General features: G+C 59.7%; 18 protein-coding genes. 11 read left to right on the top strand and 7 right to left on the bottom strand.

Annotation, left to right across the window (positions count from 1 at the left end; genetic code table 11):
• The first annotated feature begins 48 nt into the window (after positions 1 to 48).
• From AC50YL_RS00275 to AC50YL_RS00260, 4 genes are all read left to right on the top strand, one after another.
• A complete protein-coding gene (locus AC50YL_RS00275) occupies positions 49 to 1803 on the top strand; it encodes a cache domain-containing sensor histidine kinase (protein ID WP_494828380.1) in 1755 nt (584 codons plus the stop codon).
• Entirely contained in the window at positions 1800 to 3188 is a 1389-nt protein-coding gene (locus tag AC50YL_RS00270) for a response regulator (RefSeq protein ID WP_494828378.1), read from the top strand. Before AC50YL_RS00275 ends, AC50YL_RS00270 begins: the two co-directional genes overlap by 4 nt.
• A 106-nt stretch (positions 3189 to 3294) precedes the next feature.
• Positions 3295 to 5028: a type 2 periplasmic-binding domain-containing protein gene (locus tag AC50YL_RS00265; RefSeq protein ID WP_494828376.1), complete on the top strand. Its 1734-nt coding sequence runs from the start codon at positions 3295 to 3297 to the stop codon at positions 5026 to 5028.
• Between the two features lie 261 nt (positions 5029 to 5289).
• On the top strand, positions 5290 to 6129 hold the full coding sequence (locus tag AC50YL_RS00260) for a helix-turn-helix transcriptional regulator (protein WP_494828374.1): 840 nt from the start codon (positions 5290 to 5292) through the stop codon (positions 6127 to 6129).
• A 379-nt stretch (positions 6130 to 6508) separates the two neighbouring features.
• Here AC50YL_RS00260 and AC50YL_RS00255 read toward each other — a convergent pair whose 3' ends face one another.
• Complete coding sequence (locus AC50YL_RS00255; RefSeq protein WP_494828372.1) at positions 6509 to 8059, bottom strand: glycosyltransferase family 4 protein; 1551 nt, start codon at positions 8057 to 8059, stop codon at positions 6509 to 6511.
• Between the two features lie 265 nt (positions 8060 to 8324).
• On the opposite strand from AC50YL_RS00255, the gene AC50YL_RS00250 reads away from it, so the two are divergent.
• Both AC50YL_RS00250 and AC50YL_RS00245 read left to right on the top strand, forming a co-directional pair.
• The gene (locus AC50YL_RS00250; RefSeq protein ID WP_494828370.1) at positions 8325 to 9233 is read left to right on the top strand and encodes an ATP-dependent DNA ligase; all 909 of its coding nucleotides are present in this window, start codon (positions 8325 to 8327) and stop codon (positions 9231 to 9233) included.
• Between the two features lie 142 nt (positions 9234 to 9375).
• Entirely contained in the window at positions 9376 to 10131 is a 756-nt protein-coding gene (locus AC50YL_RS00245; protein ID WP_494828369.1) for a hypothetical protein, read from the top strand.
• An 87-nt stretch (positions 10132 to 10218) separates the two neighbouring features.
• Here the strand turns inward: AC50YL_RS00245 and AC50YL_RS00240 are convergent, their stop codons facing one another.
• The 5 genes from AC50YL_RS00240 to AC50YL_RS00220 all read right to left on the bottom strand — a co-directional run bounded on the left by AC50YL_RS00240 (position 10219) and on the right by AC50YL_RS00220 (position 15062).
• On the bottom strand, positions 10219 to 11235 hold the full coding sequence (locus AC50YL_RS00240; RefSeq protein WP_494828367.1) for an SLAC1 family transporter: 1017 nt from the start codon (positions 11233 to 11235) through the stop codon (positions 10219 to 10221).
• 207 nt (positions 11236 to 11442) lie between these two features.
• Positions 11443 to 11859, bottom strand: coding sequence for a MerR family transcriptional regulator (locus tag AC50YL_RS00235; RefSeq protein WP_494828365.1), 417 nt, complete (start codon positions 11857 to 11859; stop codon positions 11443 to 11445).
• A 21-nt stretch (positions 11860 to 11880) separates the two neighbouring features.
• Positions 11881 to 12615 (bottom strand): SDR family oxidoreductase, encoded by a 735-nt coding sequence (locus AC50YL_RS00230; RefSeq protein WP_494828363.1) that lies wholly within the window; start codon positions 12613 to 12615, stop codon positions 11881 to 11883.
• A gap of 102 nt (positions 12616 to 12717) precedes the next feature.
• Entirely contained in the window at positions 12718 to 13434 is a 717-nt protein-coding gene (locus AC50YL_RS00225; protein ID WP_494828361.1) for a YwaF family protein, read from the bottom strand.
• Between the two features lie 257 nt (positions 13435 to 13691).
• Entirely contained in the window at positions 13692 to 15062 is a 1371-nt protein-coding gene (locus AC50YL_RS00220; protein ID WP_494828359.1) for a phospholipase D-like domain-containing protein, read from the bottom strand.
• Between the two features lie 216 nt (positions 15063 to 15278).
• Between AC50YL_RS00220 and AC50YL_RS00215 the strand changes: the two genes are divergently transcribed.
• The 3 genes from AC50YL_RS00215 to AC50YL_RS00205 all read left to right on the top strand — a co-directional run bounded on the left by AC50YL_RS00215 (position 15279) and on the right by AC50YL_RS00205 (position 19949).
• Positions 15279 to 17585 (top strand): copper amine oxidase N-terminal domain-containing protein, encoded by a 2307-nt coding sequence (locus tag AC50YL_RS00215; protein WP_494828358.1) that lies wholly within the window; start codon positions 15279 to 15281, stop codon positions 17583 to 17585.
• Between the two features lie 202 nt (positions 17586 to 17787).
• A complete protein-coding gene (locus AC50YL_RS00210) occupies positions 17788 to 18363 on the top strand; it encodes a hypothetical protein (protein WP_494828357.1) in 576 nt (191 codons plus the stop codon).
• Positions 18364 to 18626: 263 nt separating this feature from the next.
• A complete protein-coding gene (locus AC50YL_RS00205; RefSeq protein WP_494828356.1) occupies positions 18627 to 19949 on the top strand; it encodes an MFS transporter in 1323 nt (440 codons plus the stop codon).
• A 60-nt stretch (positions 19950 to 20009) separates the two neighbouring features.
• On the opposite strand, the gene AC50YL_RS00200 is transcribed toward AC50YL_RS00205, so the two are convergent.
• On the bottom strand, positions 20010 to 20924 hold the full coding sequence (locus tag AC50YL_RS00200; RefSeq protein WP_494828355.1) for a helix-turn-helix transcriptional regulator: 915 nt from the start codon (positions 20922 to 20924) through the stop codon (positions 20010 to 20012).
• A gap of 280 nt (positions 20925 to 21204) precedes the next feature.
• On the opposite strand from AC50YL_RS00200, the gene AC50YL_RS00195 reads away from it, so the two are divergent.
• Both AC50YL_RS00195 and AC50YL_RS00190 read left to right on the top strand, forming a co-directional pair.
• Positions 21205 to 22101 (top strand): aldo/keto reductase, encoded by an 897-nt coding sequence (locus AC50YL_RS00195; protein WP_494828353.1) that lies wholly within the window; start codon positions 21205 to 21207, stop codon positions 22099 to 22101.
• 281 nt (positions 22102 to 22382) lie between these two features.
• Positions 22383 to 23501 carry a kanamycin nucleotidyltransferase C-terminal domain-containing protein gene (locus AC50YL_RS00190; protein ID WP_494828352.1) on the top strand — a complete coding sequence of 373 codons (1119 nt, stop codon included), beginning with the start codon at positions 22383 to 22385 and terminating at the stop codon, positions 23499 to 23501.
• The last annotated feature ends 266 nt before the right edge of the window (positions 23502 to 23767 follow it).

The following is a 23767-nucleotide window of genomic DNA, read 5'->3' as shown; positions in this document are numbered from 1 at the left end:
GCGGAAGCCGCCCGTCTCCCGCGGGGAACGGGACGCGGGGTGCTGCGGGTGAACGGTTTTGCTAGACGCTTGCAGTGCATGCTGCCCTATACGCTGAAACGCCGGCTGCTCGCGATGCTGCTCCTGTCGGTCATGATCCCGTTGTCGCTCATCGGGGCGATCTCCTATTACGGCATCTACAACGTGCTGCAGAACAAAGTCGAACGGGGCGTCGAGAAGAATCTGGAGCAGGAGCGCAACGGGCTTGAGTCGGTGCTGAGCAACCTCGACTATTCATCGCGGCAGCTTGCGTTCGAGGGCAAGGTCGGCAAGGATTTGAAGGCGTATCTGAAGAAGGACGACTTGGTCGTCAAACAGAAGCTGGGCGAGGAAATCGAAGACTACATCTCGCTGATCAATTATACGAATCCGCTGCTCGGCCTCACCGCTTATTATTTGCCGGAGACGAAGCAGTTTCTATTCGAGAACTTATACATTAACCCGAAGCTGAGCATCGAAAGCTTTCATAAGATCACCACGGATACGGACAACTACACGCTGAACGGGCCGCATCGGACGCTGTACGTCAACAGCGACAACTCCGTGTTCTCGATTATGCGGGAAACGGAATCGGGTTCGAACAATCCGGACGGACCGCCCATCTTCGTCTATATCGAGACGAACGTGTCGACTATCTCCAAATTGTTCAACAGCGAACCCTACGGCATGCCGGTGACGCATCTGCTGTTGGACCAGCAGGGGAACGTCATCTACAGCGGCGGAAACAAGCAATTTCCGGCGGGAACAAGCTACAAGGAGCTTCAATCCGCGCGCAAGAGCAGCTTCGTCTTCTTCGATATTCCAAGCAAGTACGGCATCCAGCTGGCGATTGTCATCGACCGCGTGGATTACCACAAGGAAATGAACACGTGGCTGAAACGCTTCTCCCTCGTCGCCCTGCTCTCGCTGGTGGTCGGCCTGCTGATCGGATGGGTCATCTGGACGATGATCTACCGCCCGCTGCAGCGCATCCGCGCGCAGTTCGGGATGCTTGGCGAGAACCGGTTCAACGAGCCGCCCGATACCATTCAGATCAAGGAGTTCGACGAGCTGCTCTCGCATTTCTACGACATGCGCAAACGCATCCGCGGACTGATGTCCGAGATCGAAGAGAAGGAGACGCGCAAGCGCCATTTGGAAGTCGAGAAGCTGATGTATCAGATCAATCCGCATTTCATCCATAACACGCTCAACTCGGCGCAATGGCTGGCCAGGATCAACGGGCAGGAAGAGATCGTCAAGCTGCTGTCGATTTTCGCGCGCGTGCTGAATTACAATTTGGGCAAAGAAGGCAAGCTCGTTACCGTTCGGCAAGAAATCCAAACGGTGCGGGATTATATCGAGCTGCAGCATATGCGCTACAACCATCAGTTCCGCGTGGAGATCGACCTGGACGAGGACGCGGCATCGATCGAGATGCCCCGGTTCCTGATGCAGCCGCTGGTCGAAAATGCGCTTTATCATGGCTTTAAGCATAAGAACGGCGTCATTCGCGTCGCCGTTCGACTGACAGGCGACGGGCATTTCCTGATCGAGGTGACGGACAACGGGGAAGGGATGGCGCCGGAAACCGTCCGGGCGCTGTTCGCGGCGGACGGAGGGGAACAAAGGAAGGTCGGGCTCGGGATCGGGCTCGCGTTCGTCAACAATATCGTCGCCGTCTATTACGGGGACGAATACGGATTGAAGGTTGAGAGCGAGCTCGGCGCGGGTACGGCGATGCGGCTGCGGCTGCCGGTCAGGATGAAGGAGGTTTCGGGATGATCAGGACATTGATCGTGGATGACGAGCATTGGGTCCGGAAAGGATTGATGCTGACGCTGCCGTGGGAAGCGCGCGGCTTCCAAGTCGTGGGCGAGGCGGACAACGGCGAGTCCGCGCTGGAAATGATGGAAAAGCTGCCGGTCGACTTGCTTATGACGGACTTGACCATGCCGGCGATGGACGGCTTCGAGCTGATGAGGCGGGTCAGGGGCCGGTATCCGTCCGTATTCACCGTCGTGTTGACCTGCCATCAGGATTTTCATTTTCTGCAGGATGCGATGCGCCTTGGGGCGATCGATTACGTGGTCAAGACGAATTTGGCCGACGAAAACCTCGAAGAGATGCTGATACGGGTTGCGGATCGCATGCAGCTGTATCAAGGGCATCCGTCTTCGCTGGCGATTAGTGCGGCGCCGGCCAAGCAATCGCTGATCCTGCTCGGCACGGGGGATGCGGACGAAGCCGGAGCAGCGCGGTTCGAGCCCGCGGGCGGCGCCGTCTCGCTCGGCGGGAACAGCTGGCTGTTCGCGAATCGCGGCCGTTCGGAGATCGACGACTTGATCGCGGAAATGTCCGCATCTCCCGTGGCCGGCCATGCCGGTTTCGTCAGGGTGACGGATTGGCACGCGCGCGCGAAGCCCGCGGAATGGCTTGCCGCGCTGCGCGAGAAGCTGTTCTATGACGAAGACGCCTTCGCGGAAGGCGCATGGTCCGTCTCGCTCGAAGAACTGGAAGCCCTGCGTCTTCCGAGGCCGTCGGAAACGGAATTGCAATGCGTCCGCCAGGCTTGGACGGCGATGCGCTGGGTATTCGACGCGAAAGAGTTTCAAGGTCTGACGTCGCTGCTGCGGACGTTGCGGCTGCCGAGCCGCACGGCGATCATGCTGTTCGAGCGGAGCGCGGCTTCCTGGGCGATGCTGGCCGGGATTTCCGAGCCTTTCCGGCAGTGGCGGGAGCATGTTGCGCGTTTCCGGACATTGGAGGACTGGCTGCGCTGGTTCGGGCGGTATCGCGACGAGCTGGCGGCGATCGCGAAGGGGTTTGCATGCTCGGGCGATGTTTTCGTGGCGATATTGCGCGCGATCGAGCTGCTGCAGACGGAGGACGGAGAACATGCCGGACGCGCGGATCTGGCGGCGAAGGTGAATTTGAGCCAAGGCTATTTCAGCACGATTTTCAAGGAAATCGTCGGCCGTTCGTTCCATGACGCCGCCAAGGAAATTCGGCTGGAGAAGGCCAAAAAGCTGCTGCTCGTTCATGCCGATATGCCGATTTATTGGATCGCGGAGAAGACCGGGTTCCAGGACGAGAAATATTTCAGCAAGATCTTCCGGGTCCAAACCGGCATGCTGCCCTCCGAATACCGGGATAAGCGCCTTCGCTAGCCAGGAAGAGCCGTGGCGCGACCTGCGAGTCGTGCGCTGAACCGGCAGAGGACTTTCCTTGCCGGACTGGTTTCATGATGAACAACATCTCGAAAGAAGGGTTTGCATGAGCAAGAGAATAACGACCGTCGCCGCGATGCTGATGGCTCTGCTGCTTGCAACCGCTTGCGATTCGAACGGCGGCAACCGCGCATCCGATCGCGCGGCGGCAGACCGCGGCGAATCCGGCGGGGCTTCGAACGCGCGGCGTCCGGACGCGGGCCCGGATCCGTTCGGCAGATATCCGGAAACCGTCGCGTTCACGACGATCCTGAACAACAACCCCGAAGCGGCGAGGAGCTTTCCTCCGGGAGAGTCATTCGAATCGAATCGGTACAAAACCTATATCGAGAACGCGCTCAACATCAAATCGACGCCGCTCTGGGAGGCGAACGGCGCCGCTTACTTCAACAAGTTCAACCTGATGATCGCGAGCGACGACCTGCCGGACATCTTCACCGTCGAGCGAATCGACGCCGAGCCGGCGAAGACGATCCTGAAGCGGCTGTACGATAATGGCATGCTCGAGGATTTGACTTCGGTCTACGAGCAGTACGCCAGCCCGGCGATCAAGGAGGTGCAGGACTCGGTTCAAGGCAAGGCGCTGCAGAACGCGACCTTCGACGCCAAGCTGTACGGTCTGCCGAACGTGGTGGACATGAACAACGTGCAGATGGTCTGGGTCCGCCAGGATTGGCTGGACAAGCTCAAGCTTCCTGCTCCGGACAGCATCGAGGATCTGATGAACGTCGCCAAGGCGTTCAAGAACGACGATCCGGACGGCGACGGCAAGGCGGATACGCTCGGCCTGGCGCTCAAAGGAGATATGCTGTTCGATTCGCAGCCGTTTTCCTTGAACGCTTTCGCATGGGCGATGGATGCCTATCCGGCGATGTGGGTCAAGGACGGCGACGGCAAGCTCGTGTACGGCTCGACGCAGCCGGCCATGAAGGAAGTGCTCGCGAAGCTGGCGCAGATGTATAAGGACGGCACGATCGATCATGAGTTCGCGCTTCGCGACGGCAACATGACGAGCGGATTCTTGGCGGACGGAAGCGCCGGCTTGATACTCGGCAAATGGTGGGCTCCGGTCTGGCCGCTCGGGGGCGCGATCGACAACAACCCGAAGGGCGAGTGGAAAGCGTATCCGATCATGACGGGCGATCACGTCAACGTAGACAACGGCTATATCTCCAACGCGTTCCTGGTCGTGAAGAAGGGCTTCGCGCACCCGGAGCTCGCGATGAAATTCATGAACGTGCTGAAGGAGGCATCCCAGCGTCGCATTCCGGAGCTGCAGGAGCTCGAGACGACCGGCATCTATAAATCGGCCGATTCGACGCGATATATGTTCGGCTTGAACAATAATCTGATCGCCCCGGTGTTCACGGACACGACGGCGCGCACCGTGCGCAAGTTCGACGCGATCTTCGCCGGCAAAGCGCAGCCGGACATACTCGACGCGGCGGAGAGGACGATCTACGATCAGGTGAAGTCGGAGAAGGACAACCCGAAGAAGGATCTGGGCAACTACAAGACCTATCTGGCGTGGATGGAAGGCAACGGCGTGGTCGCGCGCACGAAGCAGAACAACGTGTTCAACGAATTTACCGGCACGACCGAGACGATGGCACGCGACTGGAACGCGCTGACCGACCTCGAAACGAAGGCGTTTCTCCAGTTCATCACGGGCGGCAAGCCGATATCCGACTTCGACCGCTTCGTCGCGGCATGGAACAAGCAGGGCGGGGAACAAATCACGAAAGAAGTCAACGAACAGCACGAGAGCGAAGCGAACTGATGCATCACCGTTCCGTTCATGGCGCGCTTCGTATGAATCGGGCGGCATTCGTGCCGCTATTCCTCGTGCCGAAACGCGGTTTCAAGCGCCGAACGGCCCGGCAGGTAAGAAAAACGTCATCTGCGTAACCGATATTCCAAAAAATGGTTCAAACGGGTTCCGGATTCCGTACGAATTTCCCCCTGCTTAAGTCGCCGCCCCGTTTTATAATGAAGATGCAGGTCATTCTGCATACTTTATTCAGTCCATCAGGAGGATTCCATGAACGGCATGCAACCGTGGCTGCACCTGATCGAGAAAGCATCGCTTCATATTTTGCAGCATGACGTACTTCGGCGTACGGAACTTCGGCAGCTTGGCCGGGAGCTTCCGTTTTACGTCGTCTCCTTTATCAAGGAAGGATCCTGCCGGCTTCGCATCGGAGGCCGCGATTACCATGCGAACCAGGGGGATGTGCTCCTCGTGCCGCCCCGGTTGCTTCATGACCAAGTGAAGGATACGGGCGAAGTCACGACCATGCTGTGGTGGCATTTCACGCTCACGATCGCGGACTGCATGGACGCGCTGCAGTTGTTTCAGTTTCCGCTGCTGTTCCGTCTGCGCGACCCGGAACGATTCGAGCATTTGTACCTGGAATACCGCCGGTGCGCGGAGCGTCCCGCATCGCTTGCGGACAGCTTGATGAGAGGCGCCAAGTCGCAGGAGCTGGCCGCCATTCTGATCGAATCGGCGCTGCGCCAGCCGGATGCGCGCTTGAAGGCCGATTATTCGGAAGCGTTCACGTCGATTCTGAACGAATTGCTCGAGAGCCCGGAGACCCGCATCGATCTTGCCGGGCTAGGCGAGCGCTACAGTCTGCACCCGACTTACATTTCTAACCAATTCAAGAAAATATACGGAATCACGCCGATGCAGCTGCAGCTTCATCTTCGCCTGCGCAAAGCCAAGCATTTGCTGGAGACGGAGAAGCGCCCGATCGGCGAGGTGGCGAAGCTGACCGGCTATGAGGATGCCGACGATTTCTCGCGTTTCTTCAAGAGCAAGACGGGAATCTCGCCGCTGAAGTACCGCAATGAAGGCCGGTTCGAACCCAGCCTGTAGGACAGCGCCTGCGAGGTGCCGGCCCGGATGAATCGACGTGCACCGCGGTTCCCCGTCCGCATGACGCCAAAATGCCGTATACGGTATCTTGCAACCGCTCTATAATGGATGCAAGGTCATTTATGATACCGCATTCAGCGGCGTCCGGGCTTGGGATCACTTACGGAGGCGCAGGGAAGTGGAGAAAAGGATTCAGCGCGAGCCTGAAACCGTCCGCGAACCGCGTTTTGGCCGAATAAAACATGCCATCAACCGCCAAGGGAGAGTCCCCGGCGGTTTTTTCATGCGTTGCCGGATCTCGCGCCGGCATATCGACTCGCTAACGGGTCTTGCCGTCGCGCCGTTCGCTTGCGACCGGCACGCAGCCTCGCTGCCGCTTCTATCGCGCATGCGCGAAGTAGATAGCTTCGTAGGCGACGATTTCGCGCTCGCCCGCAGGCAAGGGCATGCCCGACATCGCGGCCTTCAGTTCGTTGATCAGCTCCGGGCTTCGAAGCAGCATGCGGATGCGCCCGGCCAAGCGGCGGGGATCTCCCGCTCGGAACGCGTAGCCGTTCAGTCCGTCGACGATCTTCTCGGCCATCCCGCCGATATCGGAGGCCAGCACGGGCACGCGGGAAGCCAGCGCCTCATGCAGCGCTAGCGGATAGTTCTCGTACCACGTCGACGGGACGACGGCTACGTCGGCTTCCTGGTAGATACGGACGAGATCCGCCTCGGAATAGGCGCCCCGAAACGAGATTCGCCGGTCGCGAGCCGCTGCCCGCTTGAGCGTTGCCGTATACGACGGCGAGCCGGAGCCGTACACAAGGAGCTTGACCCGCCGGGACCGAACGAACGACATGGCTTTGACGAGCACGTGCACGCCTTTATGCTCGTTCAGCGATCCGCCGTATACGAGCGTTATCCGATCTCCGGCCCGGTATGACCGCGTGTTCGGGGCAAGCGTCTCCTCGCGCATGCCGTGGGGCAATACTTCGACGTTCAGCGCGGGCATGACATGCTTCATGAACGAGGCCAGGAAAGCGGACGGGGCGAGCACCCGCCGCGCCGCATGAACGATCGGCGTAAGCGCTTGGAGCCGCTCGTCCGCTTGCGGAATCCCGCAGTGGGTGAGGCAGGCGATCCCGCCTTCCGGGCCGGCGCAGAGCTGTTGATCCGATCGGACCAAGGTGGATTTCGGACAGACGAACCAATAATCCGTCAAGGTCAGGACGTACGGGATTCCCAGCTGTCCGGCGGATAGCGCGAACGCGATGCCGTGCATGGCGTGCGCGATATGAAGCAGCTGCGGCTGTTCCCGGGCGAGCAGGTCGTCGGCAAAGGCCGACAGCCGGGGATCGGAGGTTACCGACGGCGGCGAGTCGGGTACTGCCGGCATATTGCGGTAGGCGATGACCGGAACGCCGTCGTAGACGTATTCTTGGGCAAGGACGGTTCCGTCCGCGCCGCCCGGCTGATCGGGAATCGATCCGCTGGCCGTGACGACCTTCACCCGATGCCCGCGTTGCTGCATGGCCCGGGCCAAATGCAGCACGAATTTCTCGGTTCCGGTGAAGGCTTCCGGATAGAACGCGTGCACGAGATACAGAACGGTCAGACGCTCTCCCGAGAGCTGGCGTTCGGACGGCTGATCCGAGGCGTAGGAAACGTCGGGCAAGTCGAGCACGGGCGGATGCAGCACCGGCATCAGCGCCGCGGGCAGCGCTGAACGATCCGTGCCGCGCCGGGTTGACGGTTTTCGTTTGGCCCGCGAACGGGAGCGGTTTCGAGCCGTCGAAGCTTTCTTCGACGCTGCGGATTTGGCGATCCGCGAAGAACGGGCCGGGCGCCGCATCGTTTTTTTCTTCGCTTTCGCCGCCTTCGCATTCGCTGGCAGAGCTTGGCGCCGTTTTCCGGCTGCCGCGCGTATCTTGCGTTTCTTCCTCAAGAGGCACCTCCGGGCAAATTCATTCATGCATTCAGTCCTGGTATTCGCTGCTGGGGTATCTTATGTGCGCGCCTGCATGTTGTCGAGGGCTTGGGCGGCATGGTTTCGCGCGGTGCGGCAAAACGGCTCCGGCGGCGCTTCGACGGGGGCGGGACGCTTTGCATCTTCTTCGCGCGCGCTTGAGAGGCGGTTTCGCGTTCCGCCGGCGAGGTTATACTTGAAACAGAGCCGAACTGCAGTAACCGCGAGAGGAGGCGAGCCGGCCATGTTGTTTACTTCGATCAAGCCCATGCTACTATCGACGGGGATGAAGGCGTTCGACGACGAGGCGTTTCTATTCGAACCCAAGTGGGACGGGGCGAGAATCCTGCTGCATAAGCAGGGGGACCGGCTGGAGGCATACACCCGGAGCGGGCATGTCGTCACGGACAAGTTTCCCGAATTAAGGAAAGCGGTTGCAGCGATCAAGGCGCCTGCCGCGATCTTGGATTGCGAGGGCGTATGCTTGCGCGGCGGCAAACCGGCCTTCGATGATTTCGCCTATCGCTTGCGCATCGGCGATCCTTCCAAAATAAACGCCGCAATCCGGTCGCATCCGGCGACCTTCATTGCTTTCGACGTGCTGTATACGTCGGCCGATCACCTGAACGAACCCTTGACGGACCGGAAAGCCAGATTGACCGACATCGTGGCGCCGTCGGATACGATTGCGCCGACGGCCTGCATAAACGGAAATGGCAAAGCGCTGCAGGCCTGGACGATCGAGCGGGATATGGAGGGGATCGTGGCGAAACGGCAGGATTCGCGCTATCGGACCGGCATCGTTTCCGGCGAGTGGATCAAAATCAAGAATGTCAAAACGATCGACGCCATCATCTTGGGGTATAGAACGGAACCGCGATTCGCGCTCATCGTCGGCCTTCACTTCAGGACGATCCGCTATAAACCGGTCGGCACGGTCGAGACGGGATTCACCGACCTGGAGAAGCACGCGTTCCTCGCCATCGCCGAACAGCTGCAGGACAAGACGGACCGTCTCGTCCGCTGGATAACGCCGAAGCTGTGCTGCCGCATCGAATATCGGGATCGCACCGACCGTCATCAGCTGCTGACGACGCGGTTCAAGGGCTTTCTGTTCGACAAGAATCCGGAGGATTGCCGCTGGACCTATTGATCGCCGGCCGCGTCGGGATGCGATTTTTTATCCCATATGCCCAAAATCTCTGCTAAGCTGGTAGAGGAACAAAATCCAAGCCGGCGCGTCTAATGAAGGGCTGCTTGTCCGGCAGGATTCGTCAGATCTGGAGGAGGTGTAGATGATTATCGATGTTGGCTTGTATGCGTCCGTGAAGCGGATCAAAGACGGGCTTCAGGCGCAGCGTCCTATTTTTGCGGAAATGACGTCCTTCTTGAAGGAAACCTTCGGCTACGACATCCTGTGCTGCGGGTATCTTCATGAACGGATCGAAGGCGATCGGCCTTATTTTGTAAATCGGCTCGATATTTATGCCAATGACAACGAAACGTACGGCTTGATGATGGAGAACGGATTCAATGTCCGGTATAACGGGCAATCGTCGACGCAGGAAACGCAGGCGCTTCATCATTTTTTGCGGCTTGCGGCGGACCATCGGGTTCCCCACAGCTTCCCGCTGCTCAGGCACCCGCGCAAATACGCGAGCTTGCAGCTGAAGGACACGGACAAGCTTTATATCGACACGAAGCAGCTGTTTCCGATTTGCCATTCGTTTGAAGATGCGTATAGAGAGAACTTGTTGACCCGCAACGCGGACGAGCTGAAGGCATTGATCGTGGACCGGTTTCCGGACCGCTGGATATATAGGGTGCACGTCTCCAGCGAGCGCATTTATGTCTTTTACGATACGATTCGGCACGAAGACGAGAACGACGCGAACGGTACGACGGAAAAAATCAGGAATTTTTGCTTTGCGTACATACGGAACTTGGATGAATACGGCTACTTTAAGCAGACCGCGAACCTCGTTCAAACCGACAGCGACGAAATCGTCAAACAGCGTTACGGCGGCAATTATTATTATTATTTCAAATGAACGGACGGGAAACCGGCGATAAACGAGACAGAGCCGCCTGATCGCAGGCGGCTCTGTTTCGTGCGTCTTGCGGTCGTTCTTAACCGGTCATGCTTTCTTCGGAACGGGAGCGGGCGGAAAGTACTTGCCTCTGAAGAACAACCGGACGGTGCCGGCAGCCACGATCAACGTCAGCAGCAGCGAGCCGATCAGCAGGATCGCGGCGACGATCGCAAACGCCTCCGATCGTTCCCGTGCCATAAGCAAAAATCCCTGCGCGACCGTGGCGATCCCGAACGTATACGCCCAATAGCCCGGCGCGAATGCCTGTTGTCTGAGCCAGGGGTAAGACAGGGTCAACGAGACCGTGAGGAACAGCGCATACCCGGCCAGCGCATAGGTGACGAAGTTCGACGATTGTCCGCTCAGCACCTGATAGGCCACGAGGACGATGGCGGACGGAGCCATATAGATGCCCATGAAATTCCGGGTTTTCGCATCCAAGCCCCCGGTTACGAGCTGCTGCAGGAGTACCGAGTCCAAGATGAGCCAGGACAACGCGCCGATACCGAAAACCATCCAGCCGTACGTGGAATAGCCCAATTGGCCAGCGATCAAGGCATTGACCAGCACGCTGGCCGTATAAGTCAGGAACAAGGATGGGGTAACCTGCGCGGGCTGGCGCTGAATCGACCACATGCGCGAGAATCGCATTGCGGCGTAGCCCAGATTAGCCGCGGAGCCTGTCCAGAAGAGCGCGTGCGCGAATGCGGCCTGGTACGGCAGGAACGCGGAGGCCAGCAGGATCAGGGATTCGGGAATCAAGGCGATAAAGGAAGCCTGGACGGGATCGCGCCATTCTTGCACGGCAGCCGATCGGTGCTGGATCCATTTGTGGATATACAGCCCTCCCCACCCTATGAAGGAGAGCAGCGCCAATAATTCCAGCAGCTCTCCCAACAGACTCGGCACCTGCCAGACGTCGTGCGCGAAGCGAAGCGCGTTCCCCGTCTCGGCCAAGCCGAGGGTCATGGCGAAGAACGATGCCGGCGCAACGGGAAGTCCGGTCGTCGTTCCTTCGGATCGTTGAATGCGGTTCGTGCGGGCGAGGGGTCTTGTTTCCATCGGTTTGAGCCTCCTTATCGAGTCGGATTGGATAGCTACATTGTAGGCAATGCGAGAATGATAGATCAATACATGTTTTTCTATAATAACGATCGGGAATTTGAATGATAGAAGGCGACGCGTTGGAACGGAAGCCTCCAACACGAAAAATCCGAACCGGTGAATGGGGATAGCCATTCAAGCCGACTCGGAGCTTGTTGTTCATGATTATTCCGCGGGGTCGCAGGCCGAGTTGTTCAAGTCCGGATCGACAAGGACCTCGTTGTAGTGGTCGATTTTGTAATCGATAATCCGTTGCGTCTCCAGTAATCGGTCGATTTCGTGCCGGATTTTGCGCTTGTGCTCGGTCAGCAAGGAAATCCGCTGCGGGATTGAAGCTTCGCCGCTATCGGCAAGCTTGCGGAAATGCTCCATTTCCGCAAGCGTCATTCCGGTTGCTTTGAGCCGGGTCAGGAAGATCATGCTCAGCAGTTGCGGTTTGCTGTACGTCCGGTGTCCGTTCGCTTTGCGGTCGGCATACGGAAGCAGGCCGATTTTCTCGTAATAGCGGATCGTGTCTTCGGACAGACCCGTGACTTCGGCCGCTTGTTTAATGGAGCCGACGGATTCCGGAATGTCGATCAAGTTGCTGCACCTCCCGATGTATTACCACGGCAGCGCGCCGTTTTCGTCAAAGAAACCGCCGGTCGGACCATCGTCCGGAAGGGTGGCGAGGTTCACGACGATCGAAGCGCCTTGTTCAACCGTGCGATAACCCGTATGCCGATTCAAATCCGTGGCCGTGTAGCCTGGATCGGCTGCATTGATTTTGATCGCCGAATCCTTTAACTCTTTGGCAAACAAGACCGTCAGCGCGTTGACGGCCGTTTTCGAACTCATGTACCCGAGCAGGTTGACGCCGAACTTCTCGGCATCGGATGCCGGATCGTTATTCAGCGTCAAGGAAGCCAAGCCGCTTGAAAGGTTTACGATTCTGCCGGCGGGCGATTTTCGAATCAAAGGCAGCATGGCCTTCGTGACGGAAAACATGCCGAACACGTTGGTCTCGAACGTCTGCCTGAGCACGGTCAACTCCAACTGGCTGGGAGACAGCCCCTTATCCAAGCTAACGCCGGCGTTGTTAATCAGCACGTCGAGCGCGCCGTACCGATCTTCGATTTGTTTTGCTGCGGATTGAATGGTATCCGAGTTCGTTACGTCGAGGACGATCGCCGTTGCATCGATGTTCTCTGCCGTCAGGGCAGCCGCGGCTTCCCGTCCTCTGGCTTCATCTCGCGAACCGAGTAAAATCGCGAATCCCCGTTTGCCCAATTGCCTGGCCGTCTCAAGACCGATGCCTTTGTTGCCGCCCGTGATCAAAACCGTTTTGAATGTGCTCATGAATACGCCTCCCGGAGGTGATGGTTGCTTGCCTAACGATCACGATACAACTTGGAGTTCACTCCAAGTCAAGCGCATTCCGCTTAGGAACGCGCGCGGGCGTCAGGGTTGCTTCCGGCGAATGAACGGCAGGTACATGAGCGTGAAGATAGCCAGCGCGATCAATTCTTCCACGGCCAGATAGTAAGGGTACGGCCCCAACAGACTCAGCAACGAAGCGGCCTCGGGCTTGCGCCTCAGGAACATGTAATTGGCGTCGAGCCAATAATCCAGTCCGCCCACGACGATGACGAGCACGTTCAAAAAAATCATGACGACGCCGATGGATTTCCAAGCGGGGCGGAATCGTTCGATCCACGTCATGTAGAGCGAGGCCAGGATGATCGCGCTATGCACGATGAAGAAGTGGAAGAACCGGAAATGCGGAAACGGATAGATCAGATCGGGCGTGAGCATCGCCTGCAGCGCCCCGCCGATGCCGGCGAAAAACACGATCGGATACAACAGGCGGCTTCGCGTCAGCAGCATCGCGACGGCAAGGAGCTGCGTAATGCTGCAAAGCTCGAGGGGCAGCGTGTATCGGACGTTCCACAGGCCTTCGACGGCGTACCAGTACAACAAGCCCGCCTCGGGGACGACGAGCCCCAGAAGGAGGATCATGCGGATGGCAGACCGTATCCGCCGATGGTTCGCAATGGCGGATTTGAATCGATACAGCATCGCGGCCAGCGCGATCAACACCGCGATCATGGCGATATGCGACGACGAATAGGCTTGGAACCGCGAGCCCGAAAGCTCGGAATCGAAAAAGGCATGCATGTCGCTATCCCCCGAATGGATGATGGATTGCCGCATCGGTTGTACCGCAATCGATTGAACCATTACGGGGTATTCGCGATGAATGGCGCAATTTCCTCTTGGGCCCCGGAAGGCCGTTTGCACCTTAGCGAAAGGAAGAACAGAAAGTAGAGAAGAAGCGGACAAGAGCGCATCGCTACGTCGATTCCGAACGGTCGTCCCGAATTACGCGAAGGCTGCCGGAGAAGATCCGGCAGCCTTCGCGCGCTGAAATGGGACTAGAACGGCAGTTGTCCGCCGTATTCGGCAGGGTCCAGCATAATCGTCAGGCCTGTCCACGCATAATCCCCGCGCGCTCCCCGGAGCCGGTTCTCTCGCGCGATCCTCCGGTAGAGCCGGAAAGATTCGCGGTCGTTCAGCGCCTCGGTATCGGTATCCAGATGCTCCGACAGCAGCTCGCGGCGCAGCGAACGGACGACGGCAGGATCCCAGATCGAAGCGTTCATCTCCGTATGGCCGTACAACGAATTCGAGTGAAGATTGCAGGAGCCGATGGTCGCCCATTCGTCGTCCACCAGCATCATCTTGGCATGGACGTAGATGCTGCTGCGCGTTCCCCTCGCATTCGGACCCGCGATGCCGACGAGCGTAAAATGCTCATAGCGGCCCAACGCCTCGAGGCGGGCGAAGAAGTCGGTTCCGCCCGGCTGCCGGCGGCGCTCGCGCACATGGGACTCGGGTTCAGCCGGCACGAGGAGCACGACATCCACGCCGCGCTTCAGCGCTTCCTCCAGCCGTTCGGCGATCTCCGGAACCGGAAGCGCTTGATTCTCGATATAGATCGAGCTGCGCGCGGCATCGATGGCCAGCTTGTACTGCTCCAGTATCGTTCGTTCGCCTTCGGCGATCGGATACGGCTCCCCGCCGGGCGTGGGGAAATCATGGGCGTACCGTTCGGGATGCACGTTCCGCTGCATTTGGACGAGGCTGTCTCCGCGCGGAGCGGAGACGCGAGCGGGGAACGGAAGATCCTCGTCTTCGCCTTGGACCCATGCGCCGTCCGCCTCGTGCCTTTCGCTGGCTTCGTTCCAACGCTGGACGAAATTATGGTGCACGTCGGTCGCGGAAGGACCGGTCACTTCGACATAGCTGTCGTGGCGATGGCCCTCGCCGCGGTGTCCGGGCTCGACGGATTTGAAGGTCGGGTTGATCCCGCCGACGAATGCCGTCTCGGATGGCTGCCCGGCATCGATCAGCCAGATCTTCTGATGCTGGCAATAGCGGCCGTGCGCGCGATCCCATCGGGCGCGGAACCGCGAGCCGCGCGCGGCGAGCAGCTCGCGGTCTGCGGGCGATCCCGAGAAGGTCTGGCCGTAGCCGCTGCTCTCCGGGTTGGGACGCCAGAAGATGATTCGAACGTCGAGTCCGCGCGCGACAGCGCGGTCCAAGACGTCGAACAGCGTGCCGCGATCGTCCGGCAATCGGAAATCCGTCGCGAAGAACGTGATCGAGATCCATACGCTGGACGCGGCTGCTTCGACCGCCTCGCACATCCGCCGGAAGGCGGGACCGCTGTCGATCAGCGGACGGACGGCATTGCCGGATCTGAGGGGGTACGAGCTGGTTTCGGGATAGGGAATGGAAGTCATGTTGATCCTCCTTCGGGTTTTCCAATAGTGTAGCACGGTCTCTATGGGGGAACCATTGAGAAACCGTAAACGACTCGGATCGCCGGTTTGGCAGGGCTCCGCGGAAATCGGCCTGCGGCGAAACCTTCCGAATTATGGAAAATACCGCAACATTTCTCATGCCGGGCCGTCTAATGGTTCGTGAAATCATTTCCATTCGGACTGGAGGCCGTACCTATGCTTCGCCTATCACGACTGTATTCCTTTCTTACCGCCGCTGCGCTTGCGGCGTCGTTAACCCTGTCGGTTCCGCTTGCCGCCGGGGCGGCAGGAGCACCGGGAGCTCCGGGAACACCAGGAGCTAGCCTTTCTCCCGTCTCGGACGGCATCAAGGTGACCCTGAACGGCGGCGAGTTCAAGCTTGCTTCCGCCCCGTTCGTCGATAACGGCAGCGTGTACTTGCCCGTGCGCGATATCGGGGGATTGCTCGGCACCTTGGTGTCGTGGAACGCATCCGCCAAAACCGTGACGATGCATTATCCCGAGCTTGAGGTGACGTTGACGTTCGGCTCGATGAAAGCCGTCGTCAACGGATCGTCGTTCCCGTTGTCGGCGCCGCTTCGGATGGTGGACGGACGAATATTCGTTCCGCTGCGCTTTTTCTCGGAAGCGGCCGGCGCGGACGTGAAGTGGGATGGCGCGACCAAGACGGTGAGCATTGCGCGCTCGGACGATTTCGTGATACCGAACCCATGGAGCACCTTATGGCTGAATCGTATGACCGGGGATCTCTACATGGCCCGCGACGAACAGTCGCCCGCGATCCGCGTCGGCAAGCTGGATGCGGCCTTGCAGGGGGAGATCGCTTTTCAAGGCGGTTCCAAGCAAGGCGGGAATACCGTGCTGACCGTCGTGGACAACTATGGGGAATCTCGCATGCGGCATGACGCCTATGCCCTGCTTATTCACGACAACCGGATTATCGCGCAGAAGAAAGCCAGCTACGACGGACGTTACGAGCAAAACGTTTCGTACTACCAAATCTATGATCCGAACGGTTGGATCGAGTATACGGTGCTCACGGACGGCAGAATCGTGACCGTGTACGACAACCAAGGGAAAGAGTCGAAGACCTACGACCTGCCCGCGCTTACCGGTGCGGACGACGTCTATGCCGTGCTTGCCGTCGGGGAGGATTACCTGGAGGTCCGGCCGAACCGGACCGGCTTGCTGACGCTGATCGACTTGAAGGACCATACGGTCGTCACGCTGGCCGATAAGCTGTTGACCGGCAAGGACTTGGCTTACGCCCGCGGGAATACGGAACCATATCCCGGCGATACGCTGACGTACGGCGGAGACATGGGGCACGGCGTGCTGAACTTCTTCTATGCGAGCCCGTTCGGAAGCAAGAACGCAAGCCCGGTGTTGACGTACGAGCGGCCGTCCTACGAGGAGGAACGGAACGCGATACCGAAGCCGCGAAGCATCGGCGAGATGGCATCGGGTTGTTCGCCCGAGACCGTTGCGATGGTAAATATGCAGGAAGGGGATGTCATGTTTCTTCCGCTGATCGGCGAGAACGAGGAAGACCGGGACGCCATCGGCATCGTATGCGGCCTGCTTAAGAAATTCGCCGCCGCCGGCGTCGAGCAGACGTTTCCCGTCCATTCGGTCGAAACGTTCTTTCACGGGATGGAAGTCAGCTTCAAGGCAGGCGACGGCGTGGCGATTCATGAGGTTGCCGGCGGCCTCGCCCTCGGTTACGAAGGCGGCGGGACGACGACCGTGCTGACCGACCTTCAGGCCGTTCGCGATTTTCGGGGGCTGCAGGTTTTGCCGACCGCATTGTCCGTCGTTTCCGATCCGGCGCATTTCGGGGATACGCTGCATTTCAAAGGGAACAACGGGGATACCGGCAAATCGGCGCCGCTGACCGTATCGTGGGCGCCGATCGTCGACGGCGATTCCGGCACGGATCCGTCGCTGGTCGTCTTTGCCGGAACGTCGAAGTACGGCCGCTATGACGTGAATTTCGCCATGCCGGCTTACGGCCGAGCGTCCGACGGGACCTTGAAGCCGATCCCAACGGGACGAGGCAGGTTGATCGTATCGGGCAGCTTCGGGGGCAGGGGAGGCTCGACTTTCGTCGAGCTCGCGCCCGCGAGCCGCTTGCTCCTGTCGGTGAACGGCGTGCCGGCAGCCGATCCCGCGCCGGCGCCGATCACGGCCGCGGGCCATGTGCTCGTGCCGGTTCGCGCCATCGCGAAGCTGACGGGCCAGCCGGTCGCCTGGGACGCGAAAACCGGCTGCATCCTGATCCGCACGAAGCCCTCGGCGGTGACGGGAGCTTCCAAAGGAGGCGCGGCGCTGTGGATCGACGGGAAGAAGGCGGCGGCGGACTTGCAGCCGATCGTCCGCGATGGAACCGCCTACGTGCCGATACGGGCGGTGACGGCCGCTTTTCGTCTGCCGGTCGTCTGGGACGGCGTCAGCCGGACCGTCAACGTGACGGTCGCTTCGGCGCCGACGGCGGGGACATAATGCACGCTGTACGCAGCCGAAACGACTAGCCGGCACGCTGCAACAACGGCCGAACGAAAGGGAATGCTATAACGCAGTTGGCCGATGGCTGGCTGCGTTTTGCGTATGCGGCGTTCTCCGCAGCTCCTTGAGAGCGGAAGTCGCGGAACGTGAACCGTCGTATCTGCGCACCTCTACATTCCTGGGCGAAGAAGGTGATGAATTGCCCCTCCGATGGACCGGAACCGCCCTGGCCGCGCTTGCTATGCTGTTGTCTTCGGATGCATGCGCCGAAGCGCTGCCGGCGGAAGACCGGTTTGAAGCACGGGTATCCGTTATCGTATCGTCTGATCGTAACGGCGTCGCACCCAATGAACGGCTGCCTAATGCACGCGTCTTGATGATCGATCGCGACGGGAGAATCGCCGCGAACGGCTTGACGGATCGCAAGGGGGAATGGCGCGGCCGAATCAGGACTCCCGCCGATCCGCGGTTCTCATCCACGGCCATGAGTTTCGTGACGGTGATCGGCATCGCGGACGGGTTCAATGAACATGTGGAGTTCGATGTCCCGATCGTCGAACATGCCGCCTGGACAAACAAGGCATCCGTCGCGCTTCGGCCGATCCGGCTCGACGCCCGTAACGAACCGTCGTTCAATGGCGGACTTCACCGATTTACGGTCTTCGGCCTGTTGGACGATTATGCGGAGCGAGCAGGGCTTGTCAAGCAGAAGCAGCTCCGGGGCGCCGAAGGTTTCGGCAATGTAGACATGCCGTGGAGCGCCAAGCCGAAGTAGCCGGTAGACCGAGCTCCGCTCGCCCGCAAACAGCAAGACAGCCCCTTCAATCCGAAGAGGGCTGTCTTGCCGTTTGCGCCTTGGCGCAATGGGAGAGGAGCCGCTACGGCAGCCGCCTGTCCGCAGGTTCGGCAACTTGCTTCGCCCCGTTCAATGATGGCGGATGCCGAGGGCGAGCGATGTCCGTAAGCCGATCAATTGAGGCTGCCGAGACAGCCTTTTTTCACGGCCGGGTATGCCCTAGCGGGCGTTAGGATGATATAATGCAACTGAATTATCGCGGCGTCCATCGCCGGGCGGACCCTACCATGCTGCAGTTTCATTATCGCAAATTCGAAAAGAAAAGAGGCGTACGCCGCATCATGCAAGCCGATGAATCCCTTCTTAAGCAATCTTCCTTCACGAAATTCTGGATTTCCCGCACGCTGTCGTTCACGTCGTTTCAAATGATCTCGGTCGCGATCGGCTGGCAGATGTACGCGCTGACGCATGACGCCTACAGCCTCGGTCTCGTGGGACTCGCGCAGTTCCTGCCGATGCTGCTGCTGACGTTGGTCGTCGGCCATGTCGCGGACCGCTTCGACCGCCGCAAAATCGTTTTCATTTGTCAAATCATCGAAAGCGGGATCGCCGTGCTGCTGCTCGTCGGCAACATGGCCGATTGGCTCGGGCGCGAGGAAATCCTGCTGGCGGCGGCGATTCTCGGCGCATGCCGGGCTTTCGAAGGCCCTTCTTCGTCCGCGCTGCTGCCGATGCTGGTGCCGAAGGAATGGATGCAGCGGGCGATCGCCTGGACGACCTCGGCCGGGCAAACCTCGCAAATCCTGGGCCCGACGCTAGGCGGCGTGCTGATCTCGGTCGGACCCGTCTACGTCTATTTGACGGCGGCCGCGGCGCTGCTGGCCGCCGCTATCCTGACGATTCTGATCCGCATGGAGCGGACCGTCAGGAAGCTGGAGCCGCTGACCGCGCGCTCGATTTTCTCGGGCCTGGTCTTCGTCAGGCGGCATCCGGTCATCCTGGGCACCATCTCGCTGGATCTGTTCGCCGTCCTGCTGGGTGGGGCTACGGCGCTCCTGCCGATCTTCGCGCAGGATATCCTGCGCACCGGCGCATGGGGGCTCGGCGTCATGCGGACCGCGCCGGCGGTCGGCGCGCTGCTCATGTCGATCGTGCTCGTCTACGTGCCGCTCCGGAGGGCGCTCGGCCCGATATTGTTCGGCTCGCTGGCGGTATTCGGCCTGGCGACGATGCTCTTCGCGGTCTCGACGAGCCTGATCCTGTCATTGGTCGCGCTGCTGTTCATCGGCGCCTCGGACGTGATCAGCGTGGTCATTCGTTCGTCGCTCGTGCAGCTGCAGACGCCGGACGAGATGAGAGGCCGCGTGAACGCGGTCAACTCGCTCTTTATCGGGACGTCCAACCAGCTGGGCGAATTCGAGTCGGGCACGATGGCCGGCTGGCTGGGCGCCGTGCCCGCGGCCTTCATCGGCGGCGTCGGCACCATCGTGGTGGCGGGGCTGTGGATGCTGATGTTTCCGTCGCTCAGACGGCTGAGGTCGCTTGAAGAAGAACAGGCGGGCTGAACGCGCGAGGCGGAAAGCGCGCGGGAGCGTTAACGGCCGCGCGCGGGAAAAGAGCTTGGCTTACGGGACGGAAGGCTCCAGCGCGGCGCGGATCGCGTCCAGATTGGATAGGATGCGCGCGCGCAGCCGCGGCGGACCGACGTCTTCCAGCAGCGTGCCGAACGACAGCACGTAGCTCTCGAGCCAGCTTCCCGCCGGAAATGCGGCCTTGATGCCGAAGGAACCGTCCGCGTTGCGCGTGATCGTCTCTTCGGCGAACTCGTCGTAGACCCGGTATGCGCCTTCGGCGGCAATGCGCAGCGTCACTTCGATGGCATCCTCCATGATATTGTCTTCCGCCTCCGCGAGCGGAACCGCCGGTCGGGGCTCGAAGCGTTCGTCGGTGACGACGATGTCCTTCATCCGGCCGATCTTGAAGATGCGCGGCCCGTCGCTTGCGAGGCAATGCCCCGTCAAGTACCAGGATTTGCCCTTGAACAGCAGGCTGGCCGGCTCCACGCTTCGCTCGCTCTGTTTGCCGTAGGAATTGTAATAACGGAACCGGATGATCCGGTTCGTCACGATCGCGCCGCGCAGGAGCGGAAAGAGGCGCCGCTGGATTTCCTCGCTTCCCCACGGGGAAAAGTCCACCTCGATCCAGTTGTTCGTTTCTTTCTTGAACAAGCGGCTGAGCTTGCCCAGGACCTCCTCGATTTCGGGGAATTTCGCGGCGGTCAAGCTTTGGAGGGCGATCAGAATATCGTCTTGCTCGCGCTCGGACAGCAGCGAGGAATTGAATACGTACCCGTCCATGAGCGAGATTCCGCCTCCTTTGCCCCTGCTGCCGTAGACCGGGATTCCGGCCGCGCTCAGCATGTCGATATCCCGATAGATGGTCCGCGCGGACACCTCGAAATGCTCCGCAAGCTCGGCGGCGGTCAGCGTTTTCTTATGCAACAGCATGTATATGATTTCGAAATGCCGGTTCACCGACATGCGTATCACCTCGCAACCAGTATACGCGTTAAACTTGACATTCAAAAGTCATATTACTTCAGGAGGCTGGAGCTTCGGCGCGGCGAGGCTTATCTCGGCAGCAGTTTGCGACGGATCTGGATATAAATACCTGTTCTGCGCCGCACCGCGTTGACGGGCGATCGTAACTAACTATACGCGAGGATAGAAGCTGATCATATTTTCACGTCTTTCGAGCGGAGAAGGCGCGTCTTATAATGGAGATGAGGACATTAGCGACGAAAGCGGGGCTGACAGCGCGATGGAGAAACGATTGTACGGAAATACGGGGATGAACGTAAGCATACTCGGCTTCGGCGGGGCGGAGATCGGCTTCGAGGGAACGACGCCGGAACAGGCGGACAAGCTGCTCGGCAGCGCGCTCGACGCCGGGTTGAACGTGATCGATACGGCGGAATGCTACGCGATCAGCGAGGAGCTGATCGGCAGGTCGGCAGCGCATCGCCGCGACGACTATTACCTGTTCACCAAGTGCGGTCACGCCTCCGGCTTCGACCAAGCGGATTGGGACATCTCGATGCTCGAAGCCAGCATCGATCGCAGCTTGAAGCGGCTGCGGACGGATTACGTCGACGTCGTGCATCTGCATGGCTGCTCCGAGGCGCTGCTGCGCCAAGGCGATGTAATCGACGTGCTGAAGCGGGCGAAAGAGAAGGGCAAGACGCGGTTTATCGGATACAGCGGCGACCACAAGGCTGCGCAATACGCGGTTCAAAGCGGCGCTTTCGACTCGCTCGAGACGTCCGTGAACATCGCCGACCAGGAGGCCGTCACGCTGACGATCCCGGAAGCGCAGGCGCAAGGGATGGGCGTCGTCGCCAAACGCCCGGTCGCGAACGCCGCGTGGAAGACGGGGAGCAAGCCGCTATCCGGGTACCACCATACGTATTGGGAACGGCTGCAGACGCTGGAGTATGATTTTCTGAGCGCCGGCTTAAGCGAATCGATCGGCATGGCGCTGCGCTTCACGTTGTCTATCCCCGGCGTGCATGCCGCAATCGTCGGCACGGCCAATCCGGACCGATGGCACGAGAATGCCCGTCTCTTGGAGCAGGGACTACTGACAAGTGAGCAGTTCGAGGCGATCCGCGCGCGGTGGCAGGCAAGGGCTGCCGCCGATTGGACCGGCCAGGGCTGAACCGACTGTCCGGGCAGCGTCGAGCAACGGGATGCATGAAGATGGCCTGCTTTGAAGCTCGCGGCGAAAGCCCGCGGAGCGTCGTGAATCGTTAACGCTGCATGAAGCCGCTTGGCCGCCGAGATCGTATCGGCGGCTTTTTCGCGATGGCGCGAGTGCCGCGACCGGGACGCGACCGGGACGCTGTCATCCGGACGGGGACGTATGTTTATAGTTCCCATGGCGCCCGTCGCGTCTGCTATGATAAGGAAAGATTTAGCAGGAGAAAGGGGGGCGGGAAGTTGCCGAACGTATTTGATGTTGCCGATCTGCTCGTCGAGCGAATCAAGAACGCCTATGCGGATGACGTCGCGATCGTCGCTTATTACGGGTCCTATGCGCATGGGACGGCCACGAGGCGCTCCGATTTGGATTTCTTTTTTATTCCGGCGACGTCTGCCGGGTATGACGCTAGCTTGCAATTCATCGTGGACGACATCAGCTTCGACTTCTGGCCGATCAGCTGGGATCGGGCGGAGCGGATGGCTTCGTTTCAAGAACCGACGACGTCGATTATCGCGGAATGCCGACTGCTGCATGCCCGCTCGGACGAAGACCGCGAACGATTCCTGCGGCTGCGGAATGGAATCGCCTCCCTGCGGGAACCTGAATACGCGCGTCAATTCGCGGACATGGCGGAGTCGCGGCTGCGCGGCGCATACGTGCATTTGTACAAGTTAATCCGCGCGGGGGACTCGGAAGGGCTTGCCTACTATCGAACGGAAGCGCAGCGGATATTGACATGCGCGCTGGAAAGTCTCGCTCTCTTGAATCAAACCTATTACGCCAAGGGTTTCGGCAAAAACATGGATCAATTACTGCGGCTCCCCATAAGACCGAATCGGTTGGAGGCGCATATGCATGCGATCATGCGCGGATGCACGACCGGCGACATCCTGCAGGCTTGCGAGCAGTTGGCGGCGGATACCTTGGAGTCGGTGTTGGCTGAGCAAAGAAAGCATGCCGGCGAGCCTTCGTACCCGGACCGAATGAAAGGCTTCTATGAAGAAGAAAAAGGGGTCTTGGACAAAATCGTGACGGCCTGCGAGACGAATGATTACGACACGGCCTATTATTTCGTCATCCATGCGCAGGTTGAAATTGCCCGCTTCCTGCATTTCGCCGAGACGGGGCAGTGGCCGAGCGAGCTGGCGATCAACGCCGATTATCAGGCCGTCTACCGGCAAGCGGGGCTTCCGGATCTCGTCGCGCTGCTTGACCCGAATGATTTATCGCGGTTGCGGGAAGGCGCGGAGCGATTGAGCGCGCAATTGGAAAGCCATCTGCGCGACAACGGAGTCGACATCCGGCGATTCCAAAGCCTTGGGCAATTCGAAGCGTCTCTGAGCGCGAGAGATTGAAGGCGTAGGCACGGTCTCGAGCCGAGGATCGTTTACCATGCTGCTATGCGCATTCCGAGGTTGTCCTTCCGGGGCAGCCGGAACGTTTTCCGTGCAAAGCAGCTCCCTTTGCAGGCCGAACTTATGTTTTTTCCCATCCGCTTGCAGGAGATAATTGACTTCCTGCGAATGATTTAATAAGAATGCGTAAGGGCTTTCATTTGTCGGAATCTGGGACAGGCGGATGGGCGGCGGAATCGGGTTCATTCGCCGAACGGGAGGAGCGG

The sequence above is a fragment of the Paenibacillus sp. J22P277 genome, assembly GCF_059383675.1.
The sequence above is the reverse complement of the archived record's forward strand: the minus strand, read 5'-3'. Positions and strand labels throughout refer to the sequence as shown.